At 62.6% G+C, this 19,911-nt stretch carries 23 protein-coding genes; 8 read left to right on the top strand and 15 right to left on the bottom strand.

Annotated features, from left to right (window positions below; translation table 11 throughout):
- Window positions 1-57: 57 nt before the first annotated feature.
- The 3 genes from rpsI to AC2FMM_RS11080 all read right to left on the bottom strand — a co-directional run bounded on the left by rpsI (window position 58) and on the right by AC2FMM_RS11080 (window position 2,577).
- On the bottom strand, window positions 58-543 hold the full coding sequence (rpsI, locus tag AC2FMM_RS11090; RefSeq protein WP_149775125.1) for a 30S ribosomal protein S9: 486 nt from the start codon (window positions 541-543) through the stop codon (window positions 58-60).
- 6 nt (window positions 544-549) lie between these two features.
- Complete coding sequence (gene rplM, locus AC2FMM_RS11085; RefSeq protein ID WP_005983012.1) at window positions 550-1,008, bottom strand: 50S ribosomal protein L13; 459 nt, start codon at window positions 1,006-1,008, stop codon at window positions 550-552.
- A gap of 165 nt (window positions 1,009-1,173) precedes the next feature.
- Window positions 1,174-2,577 (bottom strand): aminotransferase-like domain-containing protein, encoded by a 1,404-nt coding sequence (locus tag AC2FMM_RS11080; RefSeq protein WP_496796576.1) that lies wholly within the window; start codon window positions 2,575-2,577, stop codon window positions 1,174-1,176.
- Between the two features lie 99 nt (window positions 2,578-2,676).
- Here AC2FMM_RS11080 and AC2FMM_RS11075 point away from each other — a divergent pair, with 99 nt between their 5' ends.
- Window positions 2,677-2,904 carry a DUF1127 domain-containing protein gene (locus tag AC2FMM_RS11075; protein WP_496682912.1) on the top strand — a complete coding sequence of 76 codons (228 nt, stop codon included), beginning with the start codon at window positions 2,677-2,679 and terminating at the stop codon, window positions 2,902-2,904.
- 62 nt (window positions 2,905-2,966) lie between these two features.
- Here the strand turns inward: AC2FMM_RS11075 and AC2FMM_RS11070 are convergent, their stop codons facing one another.
- Window positions 2,967-3,410: a PaaI family thioesterase gene (locus AC2FMM_RS11070; protein WP_496796575.1), complete on the bottom strand. Its 444-nt coding sequence runs from the start codon at window positions 3,408-3,410 to the stop codon at window positions 2,967-2,969.
- Between the two features lie 58 nt (window positions 3,411-3,468).
- On the opposite strand from AC2FMM_RS11070, the gene AC2FMM_RS11065 reads away from it, so the two are divergent.
- The 4 genes from AC2FMM_RS11065 to gluQRS all read left to right on the top strand — a co-directional run bounded on the left by AC2FMM_RS11065 (window position 3,469) and on the right by gluQRS (window position 7,420).
- A complete protein-coding gene (locus tag AC2FMM_RS11065) occupies window positions 3,469-4,254 on the top strand; it encodes an enoyl-CoA hydratase (RefSeq protein WP_496711116.1) in 786 nt (261 codons plus the stop codon).
- A 272-nt stretch (window positions 4,255-4,526) separates the two neighbouring features.
- Entirely contained in the window at window positions 4,527-5,894 is a 1,368-nt protein-coding gene (gene trmFO / locus AC2FMM_RS11060) for a methylenetetrahydrofolate--tRNA-(uracil(54)-C(5))-methyltransferase (FADH(2)-oxidizing) TrmFO (RefSeq protein ID WP_496796574.1), read from the top strand.
- 9 nt (window positions 5,895-5,903) lie between these two features.
- The gene (locus tag AC2FMM_RS11055) at window positions 5,904-6,518 is read left to right on the top strand and encodes a class I SAM-dependent DNA methyltransferase (protein ID WP_496689247.1); all 615 of its coding nucleotides are present in this window, start codon (window positions 5,904-5,906) and stop codon (window positions 6,516-6,518) included.
- Window positions 6,515-7,420, top strand: a complete 906-nt coding sequence (gene gluQRS, locus AC2FMM_RS11050; RefSeq protein WP_496796573.1) for a tRNA glutamyl-Q(34) synthetase GluQRS — start codon at window positions 6,515-6,517, stop codon at window positions 7,418-7,420. The genes AC2FMM_RS11055 and gluQRS overlap by 4 nt, the downstream gene beginning before the upstream one ends.
- A 10-nt stretch (window positions 7,421-7,430) precedes the next feature.
- Here gluQRS and hisI read toward each other — a convergent pair whose 3' ends face one another.
- Window positions 7,431-7,820, bottom strand: a complete 390-nt coding sequence (gene hisI / locus AC2FMM_RS11045; protein ID WP_496689244.1) for a phosphoribosyl-AMP cyclohydrolase — start codon at window positions 7,818-7,820, stop codon at window positions 7,431-7,433.
- Window positions 7,821-7,868: 48 nt separating this feature from the next.
- On the opposite strand from hisI, the gene AC2FMM_RS11040 reads away from it, so the two are divergent.
- Together AC2FMM_RS11040 and AC2FMM_RS11035 are read left to right on the top strand one after the other, a co-directional pair.
- On the top strand, window positions 7,869-8,321 hold the full coding sequence (locus tag AC2FMM_RS11040) for an iron-sulfur cluster assembly scaffold protein (protein WP_496711120.1): 453 nt from the start codon (window positions 7,869-7,871) through the stop codon (window positions 8,319-8,321).
- A gap of 57 nt (window positions 8,322-8,378) precedes the next feature.
- Complete coding sequence (locus AC2FMM_RS11035; protein WP_496682892.1) at window positions 8,379-9,017, top strand: MarC family protein; 639 nt, start codon at window positions 8,379-8,381, stop codon at window positions 9,015-9,017.
- Between the two features lie 181 nt (window positions 9,018-9,198).
- Here AC2FMM_RS11035 and AC2FMM_RS11030 read toward each other — a convergent pair whose 3' ends face one another.
- The 5 genes from AC2FMM_RS11030 to sciP form a co-directional block, all read right to left on the bottom strand.
- Complete coding sequence (locus tag AC2FMM_RS11030; RefSeq protein ID WP_262504552.1) at window positions 9,199-9,321, bottom strand: hypothetical protein; 123 nt, start codon at window positions 9,319-9,321, stop codon at window positions 9,199-9,201.
- Window positions 9,322-9,433: 112 nt separating this feature from the next.
- On the bottom strand, window positions 9,434-11,524 hold the full coding sequence (gene recG / locus AC2FMM_RS11025) for an ATP-dependent DNA helicase RecG (protein WP_496796663.1): 2,091 nt from the start codon (window positions 11,522-11,524) through the stop codon (window positions 9,434-9,436).
- Entirely contained in the window at window positions 11,521-13,647 is a 2,127-nt protein-coding gene (gene ligA / locus AC2FMM_RS11020; protein WP_496796572.1) for an NAD-dependent DNA ligase LigA, read from the bottom strand. Before ligA ends, recG begins: the two co-directional genes overlap by 4 nt.
- A 121-nt stretch (window positions 13,648-13,768) precedes the next feature.
- On the bottom strand, window positions 13,769-14,485 hold the full coding sequence (gene ctrA, locus AC2FMM_RS11015; protein WP_149775137.1) for a response regulator transcription factor CtrA: 717 nt from the start codon (window positions 14,483-14,485) through the stop codon (window positions 13,769-13,771).
- A gap of 85 nt (window positions 14,486-14,570) precedes the next feature.
- Complete coding sequence (sciP, locus tag AC2FMM_RS11010; protein WP_496796571.1) at window positions 14,571-14,864, bottom strand: CtrA inhibitor SciP; 294 nt, start codon at window positions 14,862-14,864, stop codon at window positions 14,571-14,573.
- Window positions 14,865-14,994: 130 nt separating this feature from the next.
- Here sciP and mnmA point away from each other — a divergent pair, with 130 nt between their 5' ends.
- Entirely contained in the window at window positions 14,995-16,140 is a 1,146-nt protein-coding gene (gene mnmA, locus AC2FMM_RS11005; protein WP_496796570.1) for a tRNA 2-thiouridine(34) synthase MnmA, read from the top strand.
- Here mnmA and AC2FMM_RS11000 read toward each other — a convergent pair.
- The 5 genes from AC2FMM_RS11000 to fabZ form a co-directional block, all read right to left on the bottom strand.
- Window positions 16,134-16,718, bottom strand: a complete 585-nt coding sequence (locus tag AC2FMM_RS11000) for a hypothetical protein (protein WP_496679958.1) — start codon at window positions 16,716-16,718, stop codon at window positions 16,134-16,136. The two genes, mnmA and AC2FMM_RS11000, sit on opposite strands and share 7 nt — an antisense overlap.
- The gene (lpxB, locus tag AC2FMM_RS10995; RefSeq protein ID WP_496741221.1) at window positions 16,718-17,875 is read right to left on the bottom strand and encodes a lipid-A-disaccharide synthase; all 1,158 of its coding nucleotides are present in this window, start codon (window positions 17,873-17,875) and stop codon (window positions 16,718-16,720) included. Before lpxB ends, AC2FMM_RS11000 begins: the two co-directional genes overlap by 1 nt.
- Window positions 17,875-18,669 carry an LpxI family protein gene (locus tag AC2FMM_RS10990; RefSeq protein ID WP_496796569.1) on the bottom strand — a complete coding sequence of 265 codons (795 nt, stop codon included), beginning with the start codon at window positions 18,667-18,669 and terminating at the stop codon, window positions 17,875-17,877. Before AC2FMM_RS10990 ends, lpxB begins: the two co-directional genes overlap by 1 nt.
- Before the next feature lie 4 nt (window positions 18,670-18,673).
- The gene (gene lpxA, locus AC2FMM_RS10985) at window positions 18,674-19,459 is read right to left on the bottom strand and encodes an acyl-ACP--UDP-N-acetylglucosamine O-acyltransferase (RefSeq protein WP_496796568.1); all 786 of its coding nucleotides are present in this window, start codon (window positions 19,457-19,459) and stop codon (window positions 18,674-18,676) included.
- On the bottom strand, window positions 19,456-19,911 hold a 456-nt coding region (gene fabZ, locus AC2FMM_RS10980), incomplete at its 5' end, for a 3-hydroxyacyl-ACP dehydratase FabZ (RefSeq protein WP_496796567.1). The genes fabZ and lpxA, both read right to left, overlap by 4 nt.

Raw genomic sequence — 19,911 nt, 5'->3', positions numbered from 1 at the left:
CCACGAAAAAAGGGCTCGCGGATGCGAGCCCTTTCCATTTTGTGCCCTCGGAAGCGATTAACGCTTCGAGAACTGGAATGAACGGCGGGCTTTGCGCTTGCCGTATTTCTTCCGTTCCACGACGCGGCTGTCGCGGGTCAGGAAGCCCGCGGCCTTCAGCGCGCCGCGAAGGCTGGGATCGTACAGCTGCAGCGCTTTCGAGATGCCGTGCTTGACCGCACCGGCCTGACCGGTCAGGCCACCGCCTTTGACGGTTGCGACCACGTCGAATTCACCTTCGACACCGGCAACCTGGAACGGCTGGCGCAGGATCAGCTGCAGAACGGGCCGTGCGAAATACACGTCCTGGTCTTTGCCGTTCACGGTGACCTTGCCGGAGCCCGGCTTGATCCAAACGCGGGCAACAGCGTCTTTACGCTTGCCGGTTGCATAGGAGCGACCCAGCTCGTCACGCACAGGCTCGCGCACGACGGTTTCTTCGGCCACGGTTTCAACGCCTGCGACGGCGCTCAGCTCTTCGAGAGTATTGATCTGATCAGCCATCGGTCATTAGCTCCGGGTGTTTTTCTTGTTCATGGATTTGACATCCAGAACTTCGGGGGCCTGGGCTTCGTGCGGGTGCTCGGCACCGGCATAGATGCGCAGGTTGGTCATCTGCTTGCGCGACAGACGGTTGCCCGGCAGCATGCGCTTGACGGCCTGGTAGACCACGCGCTCGGGGTGCGCGCCTTCCAGGATCTGCTGCTTGGTGCGCGACTTGATGCCACCCGGATGGCCGGTGTGCCAGTAGAAGTGCTCGTCGCGCTTCTTTCCGGTCATCTGGATCTTGTCGGCGTTGATGACGATGACGTTGTCGCCCATGTCCATGTTCGGGGTGAACGACGGCTTGTGCTTGCCACGCAGGCGCATGGCGACGATCGAGGCAAGACGGCCCAGAACAACGCCCTCGGCGTCGATCAGGATCCACTTCTTGTCGATGTCTGCAGGAGTTGCAGAGAAGGTTTTCATGTCAGGACAATCCTGTTTGATGTGAAAGACCGCCCCTGCCGAGGCGGCCCGAATTCGATGGATGGGTATCTAGACGCAAGGAAACTTCAGGTCAAGCGCAACCGAAGTGTTTTAAGCGAGGAATTTCAATAACTTGCAAAATAGGTATTTATTTACCCCACAAAGTCAGACGCTGATTTGCTCCGGTGGATTGTCCAGCAGGATACGCAGGCGCAACATTGCTTCTTCGAATTTCCGCAGGGAGACGTGTCCGTTCATCGCGATGCGCACAGCGTTGGGTGCGCGCCCGTCCCGCAGGGCGAATTCATCGGCGGATCGAATCTGGATCCCCTCACGCTCGGCCGCGCGACTGAAAGCAGCGGCGCGCCAGCCTGACGGCAGGTGCAGCCACACAAAGGGAATTTCCGGGTCCCAGCTCAAATCGAACCCGCCCAGAGCATTCACCGCCACACGCACATACTCCCCCATCTTCACCCGCACATCCCGTGCCAGCCGACGGGCCGCGGGATCGGTCAGCAGCAGACGGGTCAGCTCGGCCAAAGGCTGGGCAAGGCCAAAATAGCCGTACTCGGCCGACCGACGTAGATCACTGCCGCGGTCACGCGGAGCGATAGCAAAACCCACACGCAGGGCCGGAGTCAGGGTCTTGGAAATGGACGAGACATGCCAGCCGCGATCGGGCGCCAGCGCCCGATAGCTGGGCGCACGCGCCTCGCCCATGCGATAGCAATCGTCCTCGATGATCTGCAGGTCGTGCCGTCGGGCGATCTCGACCACTTCCTGACGCCGCTCCAGTGGCGTGTGGCTGCCGGTCGGGTTCTGCACCTCGGGCGAGACGCAGATCGCCTGCGCCGGAGTCTGGCGCAGTACATGATCCAGCGCTTCGGGGTCGATGCCCCACTTGTCCATCTTTACCCCGACGACCTCGGCCCGCATCAACTCACCGGCGCGGCGGAACCCGGCATAGGACAGGTCCTCGACTAGAACCACGGGTTTCGGCCCGCGCAATAGGGTCTGGAACACAACGCACAACCCGCTTTGGCCACCATGGGTCAGCACGACGTCGTCGGCGTTCAAAGCGCCAAGCGGCAGGTCGGAAAGCCAGTCGACCACCGCCTGCCGCACGCCCTGATAAGCGTCGCGGGTGGGATAGTTCATGAACAAGGCCGGATCGCTCTGCGCCACGCGGGCAAGGCAGGACCGGATCAGGGCCACCTGCCCCACATCCGGCAGACGGGGGCTGAATAGGCTCACATTCTTTTCGTATTTGTCATCGCGCAAATGCAACTGCCGCGACCATACGTCATCCAGCAGAGGCGTCTTGGGCGGCGCCACGAATGTACCACGTCCGACCTCGGCGCTCAGCAATCCCTCGTCGGTCAGGATCGAATAGGCCCGCGCCACCGTACCGGGGGTGATCTTCAGCCGATAGGCCAGCTCGCGCACCGGCGGCAGTTTCGCTCCAACCTTTAGCGTATTGTTTTCTATGGCCCTTCGGATTGTGTCCGCCACAAGAGTATATTTGGGTCCCTTGGATTCAGGCAACGCCTGCGGCCAAATTGTATCCATTACAATTCTTCCTTTGCCTTCATCACAATCCCGAGTGTACCACGACAATGTACCGAGCATTTAAGTTTTGTGTCAATACAATTTTGGAAGGATACCCAGATGACACGCGCAATGCACACCTCCGCCCTTCTGCTGCTGAACGACAGCCCGCGGCTGCCGTTGGTCGCCGCATTGGCCGTACGGTTTGCGGCGACTGTCACCAAATGGGAACGCCGGCGCCGCAGCCGCATCAATCTGGGCAAGCTGGATGATCGCCTGCTGCGCGATGTCGGGCTGAACCGTTTCGAGGCGGACCGCGAAAGCCGACGCCATTTCTGGATCGAATAAAGCATCCCCAGTCCCGTTCGCGGGACCTCTTCCTGGGCCGGGGTCAGTCCCCGGCCTTTTTTTCATCCGAACGCCGCCGCAGCCGAGCCCGCGGGGGGCAGCGAATAGGTCATGCTGGCCCGGGCGCAGGGGGCGTCGGCCCCGTCCGAATACATCAGCACGTCCCCCACGGCCAGCGACCGCCCCAGCTTGAGCAACCGGCAATGCGCGATCAGATCGGTGCCGCCTTCGGGCTTGCGCAGGAAATCCATCGAACTGTTGGTGGTCACCGCCAGCGATTGCCGGCCCCTTCGCGCCAGAACCATCGAATAGACGCACACATCGGCCAGGGCGAACATCGAGGGCCCGGACACGGTGCCGCCCGGGCGCAGGTGCCGGTCTTCGACAACCAAGCGCATGGTGATCGTGTCCTCGGTCAGGGCTTCGATCACGAAATCCCTGTGTACCTGCGGAAAGACCTGCGCCAGGTACTGCGACAGTTCTTCCTTGTTCATTGCCAATGACATGCTTCCCCTCCTCGATTTGCCGACCTAGAGTTGGCCCGACAGCCAGCGGGAGGGCAAGATGGCAATTTTGGAACGTAGCGACACCGGGGCGATCGCCCATCTGAAACTGAACGCGCCCGAGCGACTGAACGCCCTGAGCGACGAGATGCTGGCCGCGATGCAAACCGAACTGGACGCTCTGCGCGATGACCGGTCCATCCGCGCGGTGATCCTGTCGGGCGCAGGCAAGGCTTTCTGCGCCGGCCACGACCTGAAACAGATGACGGCGGGCCGTCAGGCCGAGGACGGCGGCAAGGCCTATTTCACCGACCTGTTCAACCGTTGCGCGCGGATGATGATGTCGATCCAGTCGCTGCCCCAGCCGGTGATCGCGCAGGTTCACGGGATCGCTACCGCAGCGGGATGCCAGTTGGTGGCGACCTGTGATCTGGCCATCGCGGCAGACAGCACCCGGTTCGGTGTGAACGGCGTGAATATCGGCCTGTTCTGCTCGACGCCGATGGTCGCGCTCAGCCGCAACATCCCGCGCAAACAGGCCTTTGAAATGCTGACCACCGGCGACTTCATCCCGGCCCAACGCGCAGCCGAGTTGGGCCTGATCAATCGCGCGGTCCCCGAAACCGAGTTACAACAGGAAACATGGGCCCTGGCCGAAAAGCTGGCCTCGAAACTGGGGGCTGCCGTCAAGATCGGCAAGCAGGCGTTCTATGAGCAGATCCAGATGCCGCTGGAACAGGCCTATGCCTATACCGGAGAGGTAATGGCACAGAATATGATGCATCGCGACACCGAGGAAGGAATTTCCGCCTTCATCGAAAAACGACCGCCCAATTGGACGCAATGACGCAAAGGTGATGAACAAAATTCTCGAATGTTCGCATTTTTTCACTTTCCAAAAGGGCAACTCTGTGGCAATGCTGGGACAGAGCCGAGGCTCTGACATTCTTTTGGGTCGCCGTGGGCGGAAGGTCCCTCCAGCCGGTCTCTCTCACTGGCGCTAAGATTCCCGCAGCGGCGACCCCAAGATTTTCCCTTTTTTCAATGGCTTGCCGCAGCAGTGCGTGTAACTGTGGCTGACCGTTGCGCAATCGGCCAGCGTGGCTTATGTGAACGCGCATGACACAGAAATTGCATATCGTGGGCGGCGGCATGGCCGGATCCGAGGCCACATGGCAGGCCGCCGAGATGGGCGTGGACGTCGTGATTTACGAAATGCGCCCCGAAACTGGCACCTTTGCGCACCAGACCGGCAACCTGGCCGAGATGGTGTGTTCGAACTCGTTCCGGTCGGACGATGACGAGCAGAACGCCGTCGGCCTGCTACATTGGGAGATGCGCGCGGCCAACGGGCTGATCATGGCCAGCGCTGATGCCCACCGCCTGCCCGCCGGCGGTGCCTTGGCCGTCGACCGTGAGCCTTTTGCCGAGACCGTCACCGCGCGCCTGAAAGCGCACCCCCGGGTCAGCGTCAGCCATGAAGAGGTGACAGAGCTGCCGGACCAAGGCCACTGGATCTTTGCCACCGGCCCTCTGACCTCACCCGCCCTGGGTCAGGCAATCCAGCGCGAGACCGGCGCCGAAGCGCTGGCCTTTTTCGACGCGATCGCCCCGATCGTCTATGCCGACACGATCGACATGAGCAAGGCGTGGATGCAGTCGCGCTATGACAAGGGCGAGACCGAGGAAGAACGAACCGCCTATCTGAACTGCCCGATGGACCGCGACCAGTACGAAGCTTTTATCGATGCGCTGCTGGCCGCCGACAAGACCGAGTTCCACGAAGGTGAGACCGCCGGCTATTTCGACGGCTGCCTGCCGATCGAGGTGATGGCCGAACGGGGCCGCGAGACCCTCCGCCATGGGCCGATGAAACCGGTGGGCCTGACCAATCCGCACCAGCCGGACGTCAAACCCTATGCGGTGGTACAACTGCGCCGCGACAACGCTTTGGGCACGCTGTTCAACATCGTGGGATTCCAGACCAAGATGAAATACGGCGCGCAGACCGAGGTGTTCCGGATGATTCCGGGGCTCGAGAATGCCAGCTTTGCCCGGCTGGGCGGCATCCACCGCAACACGTTCATCAACTCGCCCACCCTGCTGGACGCGCAGATGCGGCTGAAAACCAGGCCGAACATCCGGTTCGCCGGACAGATCACAGGGGTCGAAGGCTATGTCGAAAGCGCCGCGATGGGTCTGCTGGCCGGACGTCTGGCGGCTGCCGAGATTCTGGGCCACTCCCTGCCCCCGGTTCCGCAGGACAGCGCCATGGGCGCGCTGATCCATCACATCACCGGCGGGGCCGAGGCCAAGACCTTTCAGCCGATGAACGTCAACTTCGGCCTATTCCGGCCGGTCGACGGGTTGAAAGGCGGACGGCGTGGCCGCAAGGACCGCTACAAGGCCTATACCGACCGCGCCAAGGCCGCATGGCAGGCGTGGCTGGCCCAAGCCGACTGGACGCAGGACGCCGCGCCCGCCTAGACTGAGCGCATGAGCAAAAAATACCTCGACAAGACCTATGAGCTGAATTCGCCCCAGGAAACGCAGGCGCATTATCAGAAATGGGCCGCGTCCTACGAGGATGAAGTGGCCGAACACGGCTATGCCACTCCGGGCCGCGTGGCCGAGGCGCTGTGGGACAGGTTTCCGCACCCGCAGGAACCCGTACTGGATTACGGATGCGGCACGGGTCTGTCGGGCGTTGCGTTGCACAAGGCCGGATTTCGCGTGATCGACGGTATGGACCCGACCCCGCGCATGTTGGAGGGGGCCGAGGCCAAGGGAGTGTATCGCAGCCTGACCCCCTTCGAGATTACCGACCCCAGCCCCGTGCAAACCGGCGCTTATCGCGCCATCACGGCCATCGGTGTGATCGGCGCAGGCGCAGCGCCGCCCGAAACCTTCGACATGCTGATGAAGGCCTTGCCCAAAGGGGGCCTGTTGGCCTTTTCGTTCAACGATCATACCCTGCAGGACCCGGCCTATACCGTCCGCCTAAGCGAATGGCTGGACATCGGCGCCGCGCGGCTGCTGTTTCGCGAACACGGGCCACACCTTCCGGGTCTGGATTTGAAGTCCGACGTTTATATCGTTGAAAAACTGTGACATTCATCACCCGTTTCGCCCCATCTCCAACCGGCCCCCTGCATCTAGGGCACGCCTATTCCGCGCTGCTGGCCCATGACATGGCCCACGCCAGGGCCGGGACGTTTCTGCTGAGGATCGACGACATCGACCAGAGCCGCGCCCGCCCCCATTGGGAGGCGCAACTGAAAGACGATCTGGCTTGGCTGGGCCTCAGCTGGCCCGAACCGGTCATGCGGCAATCGGATCGGCTGGACCTGTATCACCGCGCGTTGGACGCAATGTGGGCGCGCGGCCTGCTGTATCCCTGCACCTGCAACCGCCGCGACATCGCCGCGGCCGCCAGCGCGCCGCAGGAAGGCCAGCCAATGCTGGGCCCGGACGGGATCGTCTATCCCGGAACGTGCCGCTCACGCTGGACCCCCGAGTCCGCGCGCCAGCCGCGACCGACCGACCTGCCCTTGCGCCTGAACATGGCCGAGGCCTTGAAACAGATCAACTCCGCCCTCCAACCATCTGCTAAAACGACTAATTCTGCGCTGGCATTCATCGAGCAAGGTCACGGTCCCGGCGGAGAGACCGGGGCCATCACCATCGAGGCTGATCAACTGCGCAGTGCCGTCGGTGACGTGGTTCTATCCCGACGCGGAATGGGCACCTCGTATCACCTGTCGGTGGTTCTGGACGATGCCGCGCAGCAGATCACCCATGTGGTGCGCGGGCAGGATCTGTTCGAGGCCACCTGCATCCACGTTGTGCTGCAACGTCTTCTGGAACTGCCGACGCCGATCTATCACCATCACCGCTTGATCCGCGATGACACGGGCAAGCGGCTGGCCAAACGCGACGACGCCCGCGCAATCGCGAAATATCGCGAGGAAGGCGCCTCGCCGCAGGACATCCGCGCAATGGTCGGGTTGTGAGGCACCGCCGTCAGGCCAACGGCGCCATCAATTCGACCTCATCACCATCGCGGACGGCGGTGTAGAAGCAGCTGCGCCGATTGGTGTGACAGGCCGGGCCGGTCTGATCGACCAGAACCAGCAGGCAGTCGCGGTCGCAATCCACCCGCAGATCGACCAGCTTTTGCACATGGCCCGAGCTTTCGCCCTTGATCCAGAACGCTTGGCGCGAGCGAGACCAATAGGTCACGCGCCCGGTCTCCAGCGTCTTGCGCACGGCCTCGGCATTCATCCAGGCCATCATCAGCACCTCTCCGGTGTCGTGCTGCTGGGCGATGGCGGGGATCAGCCCCGTTTCGTTGAATTTCAGCGTTGACGGGTCAAATGAGACGGCGCGCGACATGGCAAAAACCTTTTGCATCCCAGAACATGGCCACTATGTATGGGGAACACGCAGCGAGGGGAACCCATGTCCGGCGAAACCGATCTGATCAAGCTTTATTCCGGCCGCATTCTTGAACTGGCCGCCGACATCCCGCATTTGCAGCGCCTGGAAAGCCCCGGTGCAACCGTCAAGAAACGCTCGCCCCTGTGCGGGTCGACCGTCACCGTGGACGTCAAAGTGAAGGATGGCCGGGTTTCCGAGTTCGGGCAGGATGTGAAAGCCTGCGCGCTTGGCCAGGCCGCGGCCTCGGTGGTCGGCGGTGCCGTGATCGGTGCGACGCGCGCTCAGATCGAGCAGGCGCGCGATCAACTCAAGGCCATGCTCAAACAGGACGGCCCCGCCCCTGACGCGCCTTTTGACGGGCTCGAGGTGCTGATGCCCGCGCGCGACTACAAGAACCGCCACGCCTCGATCATGCTGGCGTTGGACGCCACCGCCGAGGCCATGGCGCAGGCGGAACAGGCCAATTGCGCCTGAACATGGCATTTTCAGCACGTTGCATTTAACCTCCGGCCATATTTGCCGGAGATTTCAATGGAAAACCTGCTCGAACATTTCGTGACCCTGTGGGTCGTCATCGACCCGATCGGCACCATTCCGGTTTTCATCGCCGTAACCGCCGGCATCGATGTCGCCGCGCGCAGACGGACCGCCCTGCAGGCGGCCCTTGTCAGCGCGGGCGTCCTGCTGTTCTTCCTGGTGTTCGGCCAATTGTTGATCGAGGCGCTCGATATCGGCCTGAACTCGTTCCAGGTGGCTGGCGGAATCATCCTGTTTCTGTTCGCCCTGTCGATGATCTTTGGCGAGAGCAAACCCGAGGTCGACCAACGCGTGGCCGAGGAAGACCGGCAGGACCAGCTGCACCAGCACAACCCCGCAATCTTCCCGCTGGCGGTGCCGTCTCTGGCCTCGCCCGGAGCGATGCTGGCCATCGTCATCCTGACCGACAATCACCGCTACAGCCTGGTCGATCAGGGCATCACCGCGCTGATCATGCTGACGGTGCTGGCGGCCGCCTTTGTATTGATGCTGCTGGCCGAGCCGATCATCCGCCTGATCGGACATTCCGGCGCTGCCATCATCAGCCGCGTGATGGGCATGATCCTCGCCTCGGTCGCGGCCAACTCGGTTCTGTCGGCGCTGCTGGAAATCATCAAGACGGGACAATTATAAAAAACCGCCGCTCCTTCCGGGCGAAAGGGCGGCGGCAGTCATGCGTGTCTCGTGTGGGGTCCGGGTTCCGCGCGGGGCCGAGGCACGGCCCCTTCAAGGGGTTTGGGACAGGCAGGTCACCCTTGACTGAGATGGGGATGACAGCGCGGTGCTATCGGCACGAGATCGCAGGCAGAAAGGGTCAGAACCCGACAGGCAGATGCAGCGCCACCATCAGCATCACGATCAAGGACGCCGCGCCGGCTGCATCTTGCAGCAGCGTGCTCTGCGAACGGCTGATTGCGGTCTTGATCTGGCTCAGCATGGCGTCTCCTCCGGTCTGGCTTTAATGCTTTGTTGACCTTTTGTTCTCATATTTCCCCGAGTCGGTAAAGAACTTTTTGAGAACATTTGTGAACTATTCGGGGAATCAGACCCTAACCCACTGAAATCAAACGGATCGCTTGATCCTGTTTCATCAGCCACAGAAGAACGCGCGCCGCCTTGCCGCGCTCGGTGGTCAGCTTGGGGTCGATGGCCAGCAATGCACGGGCATCCGTCTGGGCGATTTCCATCAATCCGGCCTGCCTCTCCAAGTCGGCGATCTGGAACCGGGGCAAACCGGACTGCGCCGTCCCGATCAGGTCGCCTGCTCCGCGCATTTCAAGATCGGTCTGCGCGATGCGGAATCCGTCCTCGGTTTCGCGCAGCACTTCCAGCCGCCTGCGACCGCCCTCGCTCAGCGGGGCTTGGTACATCAACAGGCAGGTCGAGGCCCCCTCGCCGCGCCCGACCCGCCCACGCAGCTGGTGCAGCTGCGCCAGGCCAAAGATCTCGGCGCGTTCGATAACCATGATCGTGGCATTGGGCACGTTAACGCCGACCTCGATCACCGTCGTGGCCACCAGCACCTTAGTCTGCCCCGCCTGAAAGGCCGCCATGGCCGCGTCTTTCTCGGACGGAGGCATCTGGCCATGCACCAGCCCGACCACGCCTTCGTCCAATTGCGCCCGCAGATGTTTGAACCGCTCCTCGGCGGCGGTTAGATCCGAAACCTCGGATTCATCCACCAGAGGGCAGACCCAATAGCACTGCCGCCCCTCGCCGATCGCACGTCGCAGATGGTCCACAACCTCGTTCATGCGTTGCGTGCTGACGATAGCGGTCTTGACCGGTTTGCGCCCGGGCGGCTTTTCATCAAGCACCGACACGTCCATGTCGCCGTATTGCGACAGCGCCAGGCTGCGGGGGATCGGCGTGGCGGTCATGACCAGAACATCGGCACCCCTGCCCTTTTCCGACAGTTCCATCCGCTGGCGCACCCCGAACCGGTGTTGTTCATCCACGATGGCCAGCCGCAGATCCTTGAACGCGACATCGCTTTGGAACACCGCATGGGTTCCGACCAAAATCTGGATGTCCCCGGCCTGTAAGGCCGCCAGTTTCGCGCGCCGCTCGGCGCCCTTGTCGCGCCCGGTCAGGATCTCGAGCACCACACCGGCATCTTCGGCCAGCGGGCGCAGCCCTTCCAGGTGCTGACGGGCCAGAATCTCGGTCGGCGCCATCATCACACCCTGACCGCCGGCCTCGACGGCGATCAACAAGGCCATGAAGGCCACCAATGTCTTGCCCGCGCCGACATCGCCCTGAAGCAACCGGTTCATCCGCGCGTCCGAGGCCATGTCGGCCGCGATCTCGCGGATTGCGCGCTGTTGTGCCTGCGTCGGTTGATAGGGCAGTTTTTTCAGCACCTTCGACTGCAAAGCGCCGGTGCCGACGCTGACGATCCCGCGCGACTTGCGCTCACGCTGCCGCGCCAGGGCAAGGGTCAGTTGGTGGGCGAAAAGCTCATCATAGGCCAGACGCTCGCGTGCGGGTGCGAATGGGGCAACGTCATCGGCACCGCGTGGATTGTGGGCGTCGCGGATCGCTTCGGGCCATCCCGGCCATCCCCGGCGCTGAACCAAGGCCGGGTCCGCCCATTCTGCAAGATCCGGCACCCGGGCCAGCGCGCTTTGCGCCGCCTTGAAGGCGGTTTTCTGCGTCACCCCCTGGGTCAAGTGATAGATCGGCTCGAATTCCGGGATCGACCCGGCCTGATCGATCGGCACAACATGATCGGGGTGAACCATTTGGGCCGTACCGTCAAACAGTTCCAGCTTTCCCGAAATCACCCGCCGCGCCCCTTCCGGCAGGATTTTCTTCAGGTAGTCGCCGCGCGCATGAAAGAACACGAGTTGGAAATCACTCTGGCTGTCCTGCACAAACACCCGATAGGCGCCGCCCCGGTTGCGCGGCGGACGATGGGCACCCACGGTCACTTCGACGGTCAGGGTCGCCGGCAGGTCAACGCCGTGGATCGTGTCACGTCTGCGCCTGTCGATCACCGCATAAGGCAAGGCGAACAGCAGGTCGCGCGGCGTCTCGAGCCCCATCTGCCCCAACAGACGGGCCGTCTTGGGGCCGACGCCGTCCAGCGTCTCGAGTCCCGCAAACAGCGGGAAGAGCTGCTCGGGGCGCCCGCTCATGCGTCCCCGATCAGGTGCAGCCATTCGTCTTCATCCAGGACCTTGACGCCAAGTTCGGCCGCCTTTCTGGCCTTGGACCCGGCACCCGGACCCGCAACCACGATATCGGTTTTCTTGCTCACCGAGCCGGACATCTTGGCCCCCAATGCCTCGGCCCGGGCCTTGGCCTCGGCGCGGGTCATTTTCTCGAGCGTTCCGGTAAACACGATGGTCTTTCCCGCGACCGGGCTGTTGCTTGTATCGGGCCGGACCGCATCCAGCACGTTCAACTGCGCCACCAGGTCGTCAATGGTTTTCCGCTCGGCCTCTTGCGCGAATGTCGAAACCAGGGTGCGGGCCATTACCTCGCCCACGCCATCGATACTCAGCAGTTCCTGCCATTCGGGGCCCTCAAAATCGGCGGCGGCGGTCATCGCTTTTTCAAACGCCTCCCACGAGCCATAGTGGTTGGCCAACAGGTTCGACGCAGCTTCGCCCACATGGCGGATCCCCAGTGCAAACAACAGCCGGGCCAGCGGAACGGTGCGCTTTTCGTCGATCGCGGCCCACAATTTTGCAACGCTCTGCCGGCCCCAGCCCTTGCGGTTGGCCAGTTTGTTCAGGTTCTTCGCGTCGCGTTGCTGCAGCGTGAAGATGTCCACCGGAGTTTTCACGGGCAGATCAGGATCTTCATAGAACATCTCGATCTGCTTGGCGCCCAAACCTTCGATGTCGAAAGCCTTGCGCGAAACGAAATGTTTCAGCTTTTCAACGGCCTGCGCCGGGCAGATGACCCCACCTGTGCAGCGGCGCACTGCGTCGCCCTCCTCTCGGATGGCATCGCTGCCGCATTCGGGGCACTTGGTCGGAAACTCGAAAGGCACGGCCCAGTCGGGGCGTTTGCTCAGATCGACGTCGGCGATCTTTGGAATCACGTCACCGGCACGATAGACCTGCACCCAGTCGCCGACGCGGATATCCTTGCCATCGCGGATCACGTTGCTCTTGGCGTCACGCCCGGCGATATAGTCTTCGTTGTGCAGCGTGGCGTTCGATACAACCACGCCCCCCACGGTCACCGGGTGCAGGCGCGCAACCGGGCTGAGCGCGCCAGTTCGGCCGACCTGAATGTCGATTGCTTCGAGCCCGGTCCAGGCCGTTTCGGCCGGAAACTTGTGCGCGATCGCCCAACGCGGCGTTGTCGAGCGAAAGCCCAACCGCGCCTGCAGCGCCAGGTCGTTAACCTTGTAGACCACGCCATCGATGTCATGGCCCAGTGTCGCGCGCTGCTCTTCGATCGCCCGGTAGTGGGCCAGCATCTCATCAACCGAGCGGCACAGTTGCGTCAATTCATTGGTGGCAAACCCCAAGGCGGCCAGCCGGGACAGGCCATCGACCTGGGTACGCCCCAGCGGTTCGGACAGCTCGCCCCAAGCATAGGCGAAGAACCGAAGTGGGCGCGAACGGGTGACTTCGGGGTTCAACTGGCGCAGCGATCCCGCCGCCGCGTTTCGGGGGTTTGCAAACAGCTTGCCCCCGATTTCAGTTTGTTTCTGGTTCAGCCGGGCGAAATCCTCATGCGACATGTAGACCTCGCCCCGGACCTCCAGGATCTCGGGCGCATCGGTGAGAGTTTTCGGAATGTCGCGAACGGTCATCGCGTTGGCAGTGACGTTCTCGCCTACCTCACCGTCACCGCGGGTCGCGGCCTGAACCAACGTGCCGTTTTCATAGCGCAGGGACAGTGACAACCCGTCAATTTTCGGCTCGGCGGTAAATTCAGGCACTTTGTCTTCTTGGAGCCCCAGGTATTTCTGGACCGACCGAACGAAGTCCCGCACATCCGCCTCGTCGAAAGCGTTGCCCAGCGACATCATCCGAACCGCGTGACGAACCTTTTCGAACCCGTCCGACGGGCGAGCCCCGACCTGTTCGCTCGGGCTGTCCGGGCGTTTCAGATGCGGAAACCGCGCCTCGATTTCCTGATTTCGGCGCTTCAGCGCATCATATTCCGCGTCGGAAATCTCTGGAGCGTCCTCACCGTGATACAAATCATTCGCCCGCGTCAACTCGGACGCCAGGCGCGCCAGCTCCTCCTTGGCCTGGTCTTCGGTCAGGTCTTGCACGGGAATCGGATTGCTCATGGCCTCGCCCTGTCATGTCTGGTTGGCACCAGTGATAGGGCGAGGCCATGGCTAGGTCCAGACGTGCTGAGCCGGGAGTGGAATTGCCGCCCTGGACCTCCGGCGGCGTGCTCGAGGCCGATCAGGCGCCGACGGCCAGGCGGTTTTCCTCGATACCGTCCTTCTGGGGGTCGCGCAGCACGTATCCCCGCCCCCAGACCGTCTCGATATAGTTGTCGCCACCGGTGGCATTGCTGAGCTTCTTGCGCAACTTGCAGATGAAGACGTCGATGATCTTCAGTTCCGGCTCGTCCATCCCGCCGTAGAGGTGGTTGAGGAACATCTCCTTGGTCAGGGTCGTACCCTTGCGCAGGCTGAGCAGTTCTAGCATCTGGTATTCCTTGCCGGTCAAATGAACCGCCTGCCCGTCCACCTCGACGGTCTTGGCATCCAGGTTCACCGCGATCTTGCCGGTGCGGATAATCGACTGCGAATGCCCCTTCGACCGTCGGATGATTGCGTGGATCCTGGCCACCAGTTCTTCGCGGTGGAACGGTTTCGTCAGGTAATCATCGGCCCCGAAACCGAACCCTTTGATCTTGCTTTCGGTATCATCGGCCCCCGACAGGATCAGGATCGGCGTTTCAACTCGGGCGATGCGCAGCTGGCGAAGCACTTCATGACCGTTCATATCCGGCAGATTCAGGTCCAGAAGGATCAGATCATAGTCATACAGTTTCGCCAGATCGATCCCTTCCTCGCCCAGATCCGTCGCATAGACGTTCAGGTTGGCGTGTGTCAGCATCAGTTCGATGCTTTTCGACGTTGTGGGATCATCCTCGACAAGAAGTATGCGCATTCTGCTGCTCCAGTTCAGGTCTGTTCATTCCGGTTTGATCCGAGCCTGACCACAAATGGTTAATCTGACGTTACCGTTGATTCATTTATTCGCTTTCGCCTTTAGGGCGTCTATATTTTTTTAAGGCCGTCACCTTCAGCGCATCGATTCCGTGTTCGGCCACCGCCGCAACCCAGCTGTTGAACTCCTCGTCGCTCAGCCCATAGCGTTTCTTGGCGTCCGACAACGTGATCAGGCCATACAGTACGCCGCGCACTACCATGGCCTTCCTAGAGGCGACCCACCGACTGGTATCGGGCGGCGGCAGATCGGCCCGCGACAGAACCGTTCCATCCGGCAGGGTTATCGACCTTGGTCCCTCAACTTTGTGCAAATACATCCTGCGACCCTTTTTCTTTTGTCACAAAGCTGGCGTCAGTCTACTTAATGCGGCGTGAAACCGCCTCTTGAGAGTGCGTAGAATTTTCTTATATTCTGCCGGTCTTTCTTAACCCGGACTGGAACAGCCCATGGCCCTCGACACCGAGACTCCTCTGAACTCGCTTGGCTTTGCCAAACCCCCGTCGGAAACGCGGGTGGTCGTTGCCATGTCGGGCGGTGTCGACAGCTCGGTCGTGGCGGCTTATCTGGCGGATCAGGGCTATGACGTGGTCGGTGTGACGCTGCAACTGTATGACCACGGGGCGGCGCTGGCCAAAAAGGGCGCTTGTTGCGCCGGGATCGACATCCACGACGCCCGCCGCGTGGCCGAGGAGCGCGGCTTTCCGCACTACGTTCTGGATTATGAAAACATCTTCAAGGACGCCGTGATCGACGAGTTCGCCGACAGCTATCTGGCCGGCGCGACTCCGGTGCCCTGCATCCGCTGCAATGAGCGCGTCAAGTTCAAAGATCTGCTGGAAACGGCCAAGGATCTCGAGGCCGACTGCATGGCCACCGGCCACTACATCCAGCGCAAGATGGGCCCCAATGGCCCCGAATTGCACTGCGCCGAAGATGCCAACCGCGACCAGTCCTATTTCCTGTTCTCGACCACGCCCGAGCAGCTGGAATTCCTGCGCTTTCCGCTGGGGCACTTGCCGTCCAAGGACGCGACCCGGCAAATGGCTGCGCAATACGGGCTGAGCGTGGCGGACAAGCCCGACAGCCAGGACATCTGCTTCGTGCCCAACGGCAACTATGCCAGCGTGATCGAGAAACTGCGTCCCGGCGCGTCCGAACCCGGCGAGATCGTTCACGCCGACGGCCGCGTTCTGGGTCAGCATGAGGGCGTGATCCACTACACGATCGGCCAGCGACGCGGTCTTGGCATCGGCGGGCTCAGTGAGCCGCTCTATGTCGTCAAGCTGGACGTGGACCGCAAACAGGTCGTCGTCGGCCCCAAGGAGATGCTGGCCACCCGCACCATCCCCGTGCGCGAGATCAACTGGCTGGGCGACGAACCCTTTACTTCGCAAAAGGAATGGCATGTCTCGGTCAAGGTACGTTCGACCCGCCCCCCGCGCGAGGCGATCATTCGCCCTCTGTCGAACACTACTGCCGAGGTCGAATTGCTGACGCCAGAGGAAGGTGTTTCTCCTGGGCAGGCCTGCGTGTTTTATGAAACCGGGGGCAGCCGCATTTTTGGCGGTGGCTGGATCTGGCGCGGTTACTGAACCGCGTCGGTCCACGAGTTGCTGAGGATATAAAGCCCGGCGCAGATCATGACATAGGGCACAAAGTATTCCAGACGTTGTGCCAGACGTCCCGTCATGATCTGGGCGCGCCCACCGATCAGCCCCACAACCGCAAGAAAGAGAGCGGCCAGGCCGGCCCCTAGCACACCTGCCAGCCGGAAATCGGGGGTCGAGTCGGCCAGCAAGGGGGCGAGGACCGCAAACGTGTCCATCGAAAGACTCGTGAACACCAGCATGGTCACCAGTGCCGAGGCGCTGCCCGGCACAGCGGGGGCGGCCTGCGCCTTTGCACCGCGAAGCTGTCGAAAGGCTCCGAAAAGCCCCAAGGCCAGAGGGATGGTGCCGAGGTAGCCAGCCCGGTGCGGCACCACATCCTCGACCCCCAGTGCCAGCAGGAAGGCCACGCCGATCACCAGCCCCTGTGCCAGCAGGAACCCCAGAACGGCGCGCTGCGGACCGGTGACGATCATCAGGGCGACCAGAGCCATGAGGTTGTCGAGATTGGTCAGAACCTGTGCCATGAAGGCCGAGGCCGCAAAGACCACATGGTCCAGCATCACGGCTTCATCCGCTCCAACACCGCGCGTGCAGCCCGAAGACCGGGCGCTTCGCCACCGCGGCCGAGACGTTCCATCGTGACGGCCATTGCCTGTTCCTGCGCGCCCGGCGCGGCCGACACGGCGCCAAGCGCGGCGGCGATGGTTTCGGGCGTGCAATCATCCAGCAGGCATTCCGGCACCGTTCGGGTCTCGGATACGAGGTTGACCAGTGTGACCGTATCCAGCTTGACCATGCGCTCGGCGATCTTCTGGGTCAGCCAAGTCAGCTTGTAGGCAATCACCATCGGCGTAGATTGGGCCGCCAGTTCCAGCGAGACCGTGCCGGACGCGGCCAGGGCGATCTCGGCTGCGGCAAAGGCCGCGCGCTTGCTGGCCACCGCCTGATCCGTGTCGATGTTGCGGGGGTCCACCACGACCGGTTGACCCGGCCAGGACCGGACATGGGCGGCCACGGTATCGGCCACATGCGCGACCGCAGGAACCACCACCCGCATGTCGGGGCGGTCTTTCAGGTATAGTTCAAGCGCCGCGCCAAATACGGGCGCCAGCCGATCGACCTCACCACGGCGCGAGCCGGGCAAGGCCAGCAGGATCGGCGCGTCGCCAAGACCGTGATCGGCGCGGAACTGCGCGATCTGCGCGTCGGTTGCAACCGGCTCGCTGGCCACCGGGTGGCCGACGAAGTCGCACTCCATTCCGGCGTTTTCCATATAGGGCGGCTCGAACGGCAGCAGGGCCAGAACATGGTCGATGACCTTGGCCATCTTGTCCGCCCTCTTGGGGCGCCAGGCCCAGACGCTAGGCGCGACATAGTGCACGGTCCGTATATTGCTGCGCGCCTTGACCTGCTTGGCCACGCGCAGCGAAAAGTCGGGGCTGTCGATGGTGATCAGAACGTCGGGCTGGGTGTCCAGAACGGCCTGCGCGGTTTCGGCGATGCGGCGCTTGAGGTGAAAGAACTTGGGCAAAACCTCGACTAGGCCCATCACGCTGAGCTCGGACATCGGAAAGCGGCTGACCAGACCCTGGGCCTGCATCAGCGGCCCGCCGACCCCGTCGAATTCGACATCCGGAACAAGGGTCTTCACCCCCTCCATCAGCGCACCGCCGAGACGGTCGCCCGACGGCTCACCGGCGACCAGAAACACCCGCATCACATTGCCCGCTCGTGCACGTGGAGAAACAAGCCCAGGCGGTCGCATTCCGAGATCACTTGGGGCCGGTCCAACACGATCACCCCGCCCTTTTCGACGACGATACCGGTCAGGCCAGCCGCAACCGCGCCGGTCACCGTGTCTGGCCCGATGGCGGGCAGATCGGCGCGCCGGTCCTGACCGGGTTTGGGCCCCTTGAACAGAATGCCGCCGCCGGCATCGGGGCGCGCAGCCAGCGACTGCAGCATCCACGCCGTACCGAATGCGCCCTCGACCGCCAGAACCTGCCCTTGATGCACCACGCAGGCCTGCCCGATATCGGCGGCCCCCATCGCCCGCAACACGCCGACGGCCCGGTTGGCATCGGCCAGCTCGGCCTCGGTCGGTTGCGCCTGGGTCAGGCATCCCAGAGGGGGCAGCAGATCGGGCGCGATCTGGTGCGCGGCCTGCACCTGCAGACCGGCATCCTCGAGAACACCGATCACCGCCCGCAACGCGCCATCGTCGCCCGACACCAGCGCCTGCTGGATGATCGGAACCAGCGGCGCGGTCTGCGCGTCGATGCGGCCCGGGTCGATTTTTGGGCGGCGCACCGCACCGGCCATGCAGATATTGGTCACGCCGCGCGCCTTCAGCTCGGCAATGAAACTGCCGAGATGCTCCAGGGGAAAGGTGATGTCGGGGCGCAACCTGTCGGGCTCGAACCCCTCAAGGGCGCAGATCAGCGGACGTTCGGCCAGATGCGAGACCAGTTCATCCGGCAAAACGCCCGTCCCCGCGATCAAGGCCAGCATCGGCTCATTTCCTCGGCGTCAGGAACGACCGGTCGGACTCGCCGGTCACGAATTCCACGATCCGGCGGACATAGTCGCTGTCGGTGTCGTCCCCCAGCCGCTTGACGCGGTCCAGGAACGTTCCGTCGCCTTGCGCCATCTCGCGGAACGCGGCACGCAGGGCCGAGATGTCCGCACGCGGTACCCCGCGCCGCTTGAGGCCCACCAGGTTCAGACCTTCCAACTCGCCCCGCGGAGCCTGAACCAAGCCATAGGGGATGACATCGTTGGGCACCATGGTCAACGCGCCGATGATGGCGCCGCGGCCCACGCGTACCCATTGATGCAAGCCGGAAATGCCACCGATGATCACGTCATCCTCGATGATGCAGTGACCGGCGGCGCCGGAATGGTTCACCATGATCACCCGGTTACCGATCTGTACGTCATGGGCCACATGAACTCCGGCCATCAGCAAGCAGTCATCGCCGATACGGGTCACGCCGCCGCCGCCCTCGGTGCCGGTGTTGATCGTCACGTGCTCGCGGATGCGGTTGCGTTTGCCGATCTCCAGCCGCGTGTCCTCTCCGCCGAATTTCAGATCCTGCGGGATTTCACCGATCACGGCGAAGTTGAAGATTACGCAGTCCTCTCCGATCGAGGTGTCGCCGGTCACGATCACGTGCGATTTCAACTCGACCCGGTCGCCCAGCCGGACCTTGGGGCCGATATGGCAGAACGGACCGATCACGCAATCCTGACCGATCTGCGCACCGTCTTCGATGATGGCACTGGGATGAATGCGGCTCATGCTGTCTTTTCCATGTCCCAATCGACATAGGCCGAGAACTCGGCTTCGGCCGCCACTTCACCGTCCACGGTCGCGCGGCCGCTGAACTTGAAGATCTTGCCGCCTTTCTTGCCGCGCACGGTTTCCACATGCATCTTCAGCACGTCGCCCGGCACTACCTTGCGGCGGAATTTGCACTTGTCGATGTTCATGAAATAGATCAGCAACTCGCTGTCGATCACGTCCATGCCGACACCCAGCATCACGCCAGCGGTCTGGGCCATCGCCTCGACGATTGTCACGCCGGGCATGATCGGCGTTCCGGGGAAATGACCCTGGAAATGCGGCTCGTTCATGGTGACGTTCTTGATGCCGACCGCCGACTGATAGCCGTTGATCTCGACAACCTTGTCAACCAGCAGGAACGGATAGCGATGCGGCAGGATCCGTTGGATCAGCTGGATGTCGGCGCT

Source organism: Ruegeria sp. BHSC043, assembly GCF_059612985.1.
The sequence above is the reverse complement of the archived record's forward strand: the minus strand, read 5'-3'. Positions and strand labels throughout refer to the sequence as shown.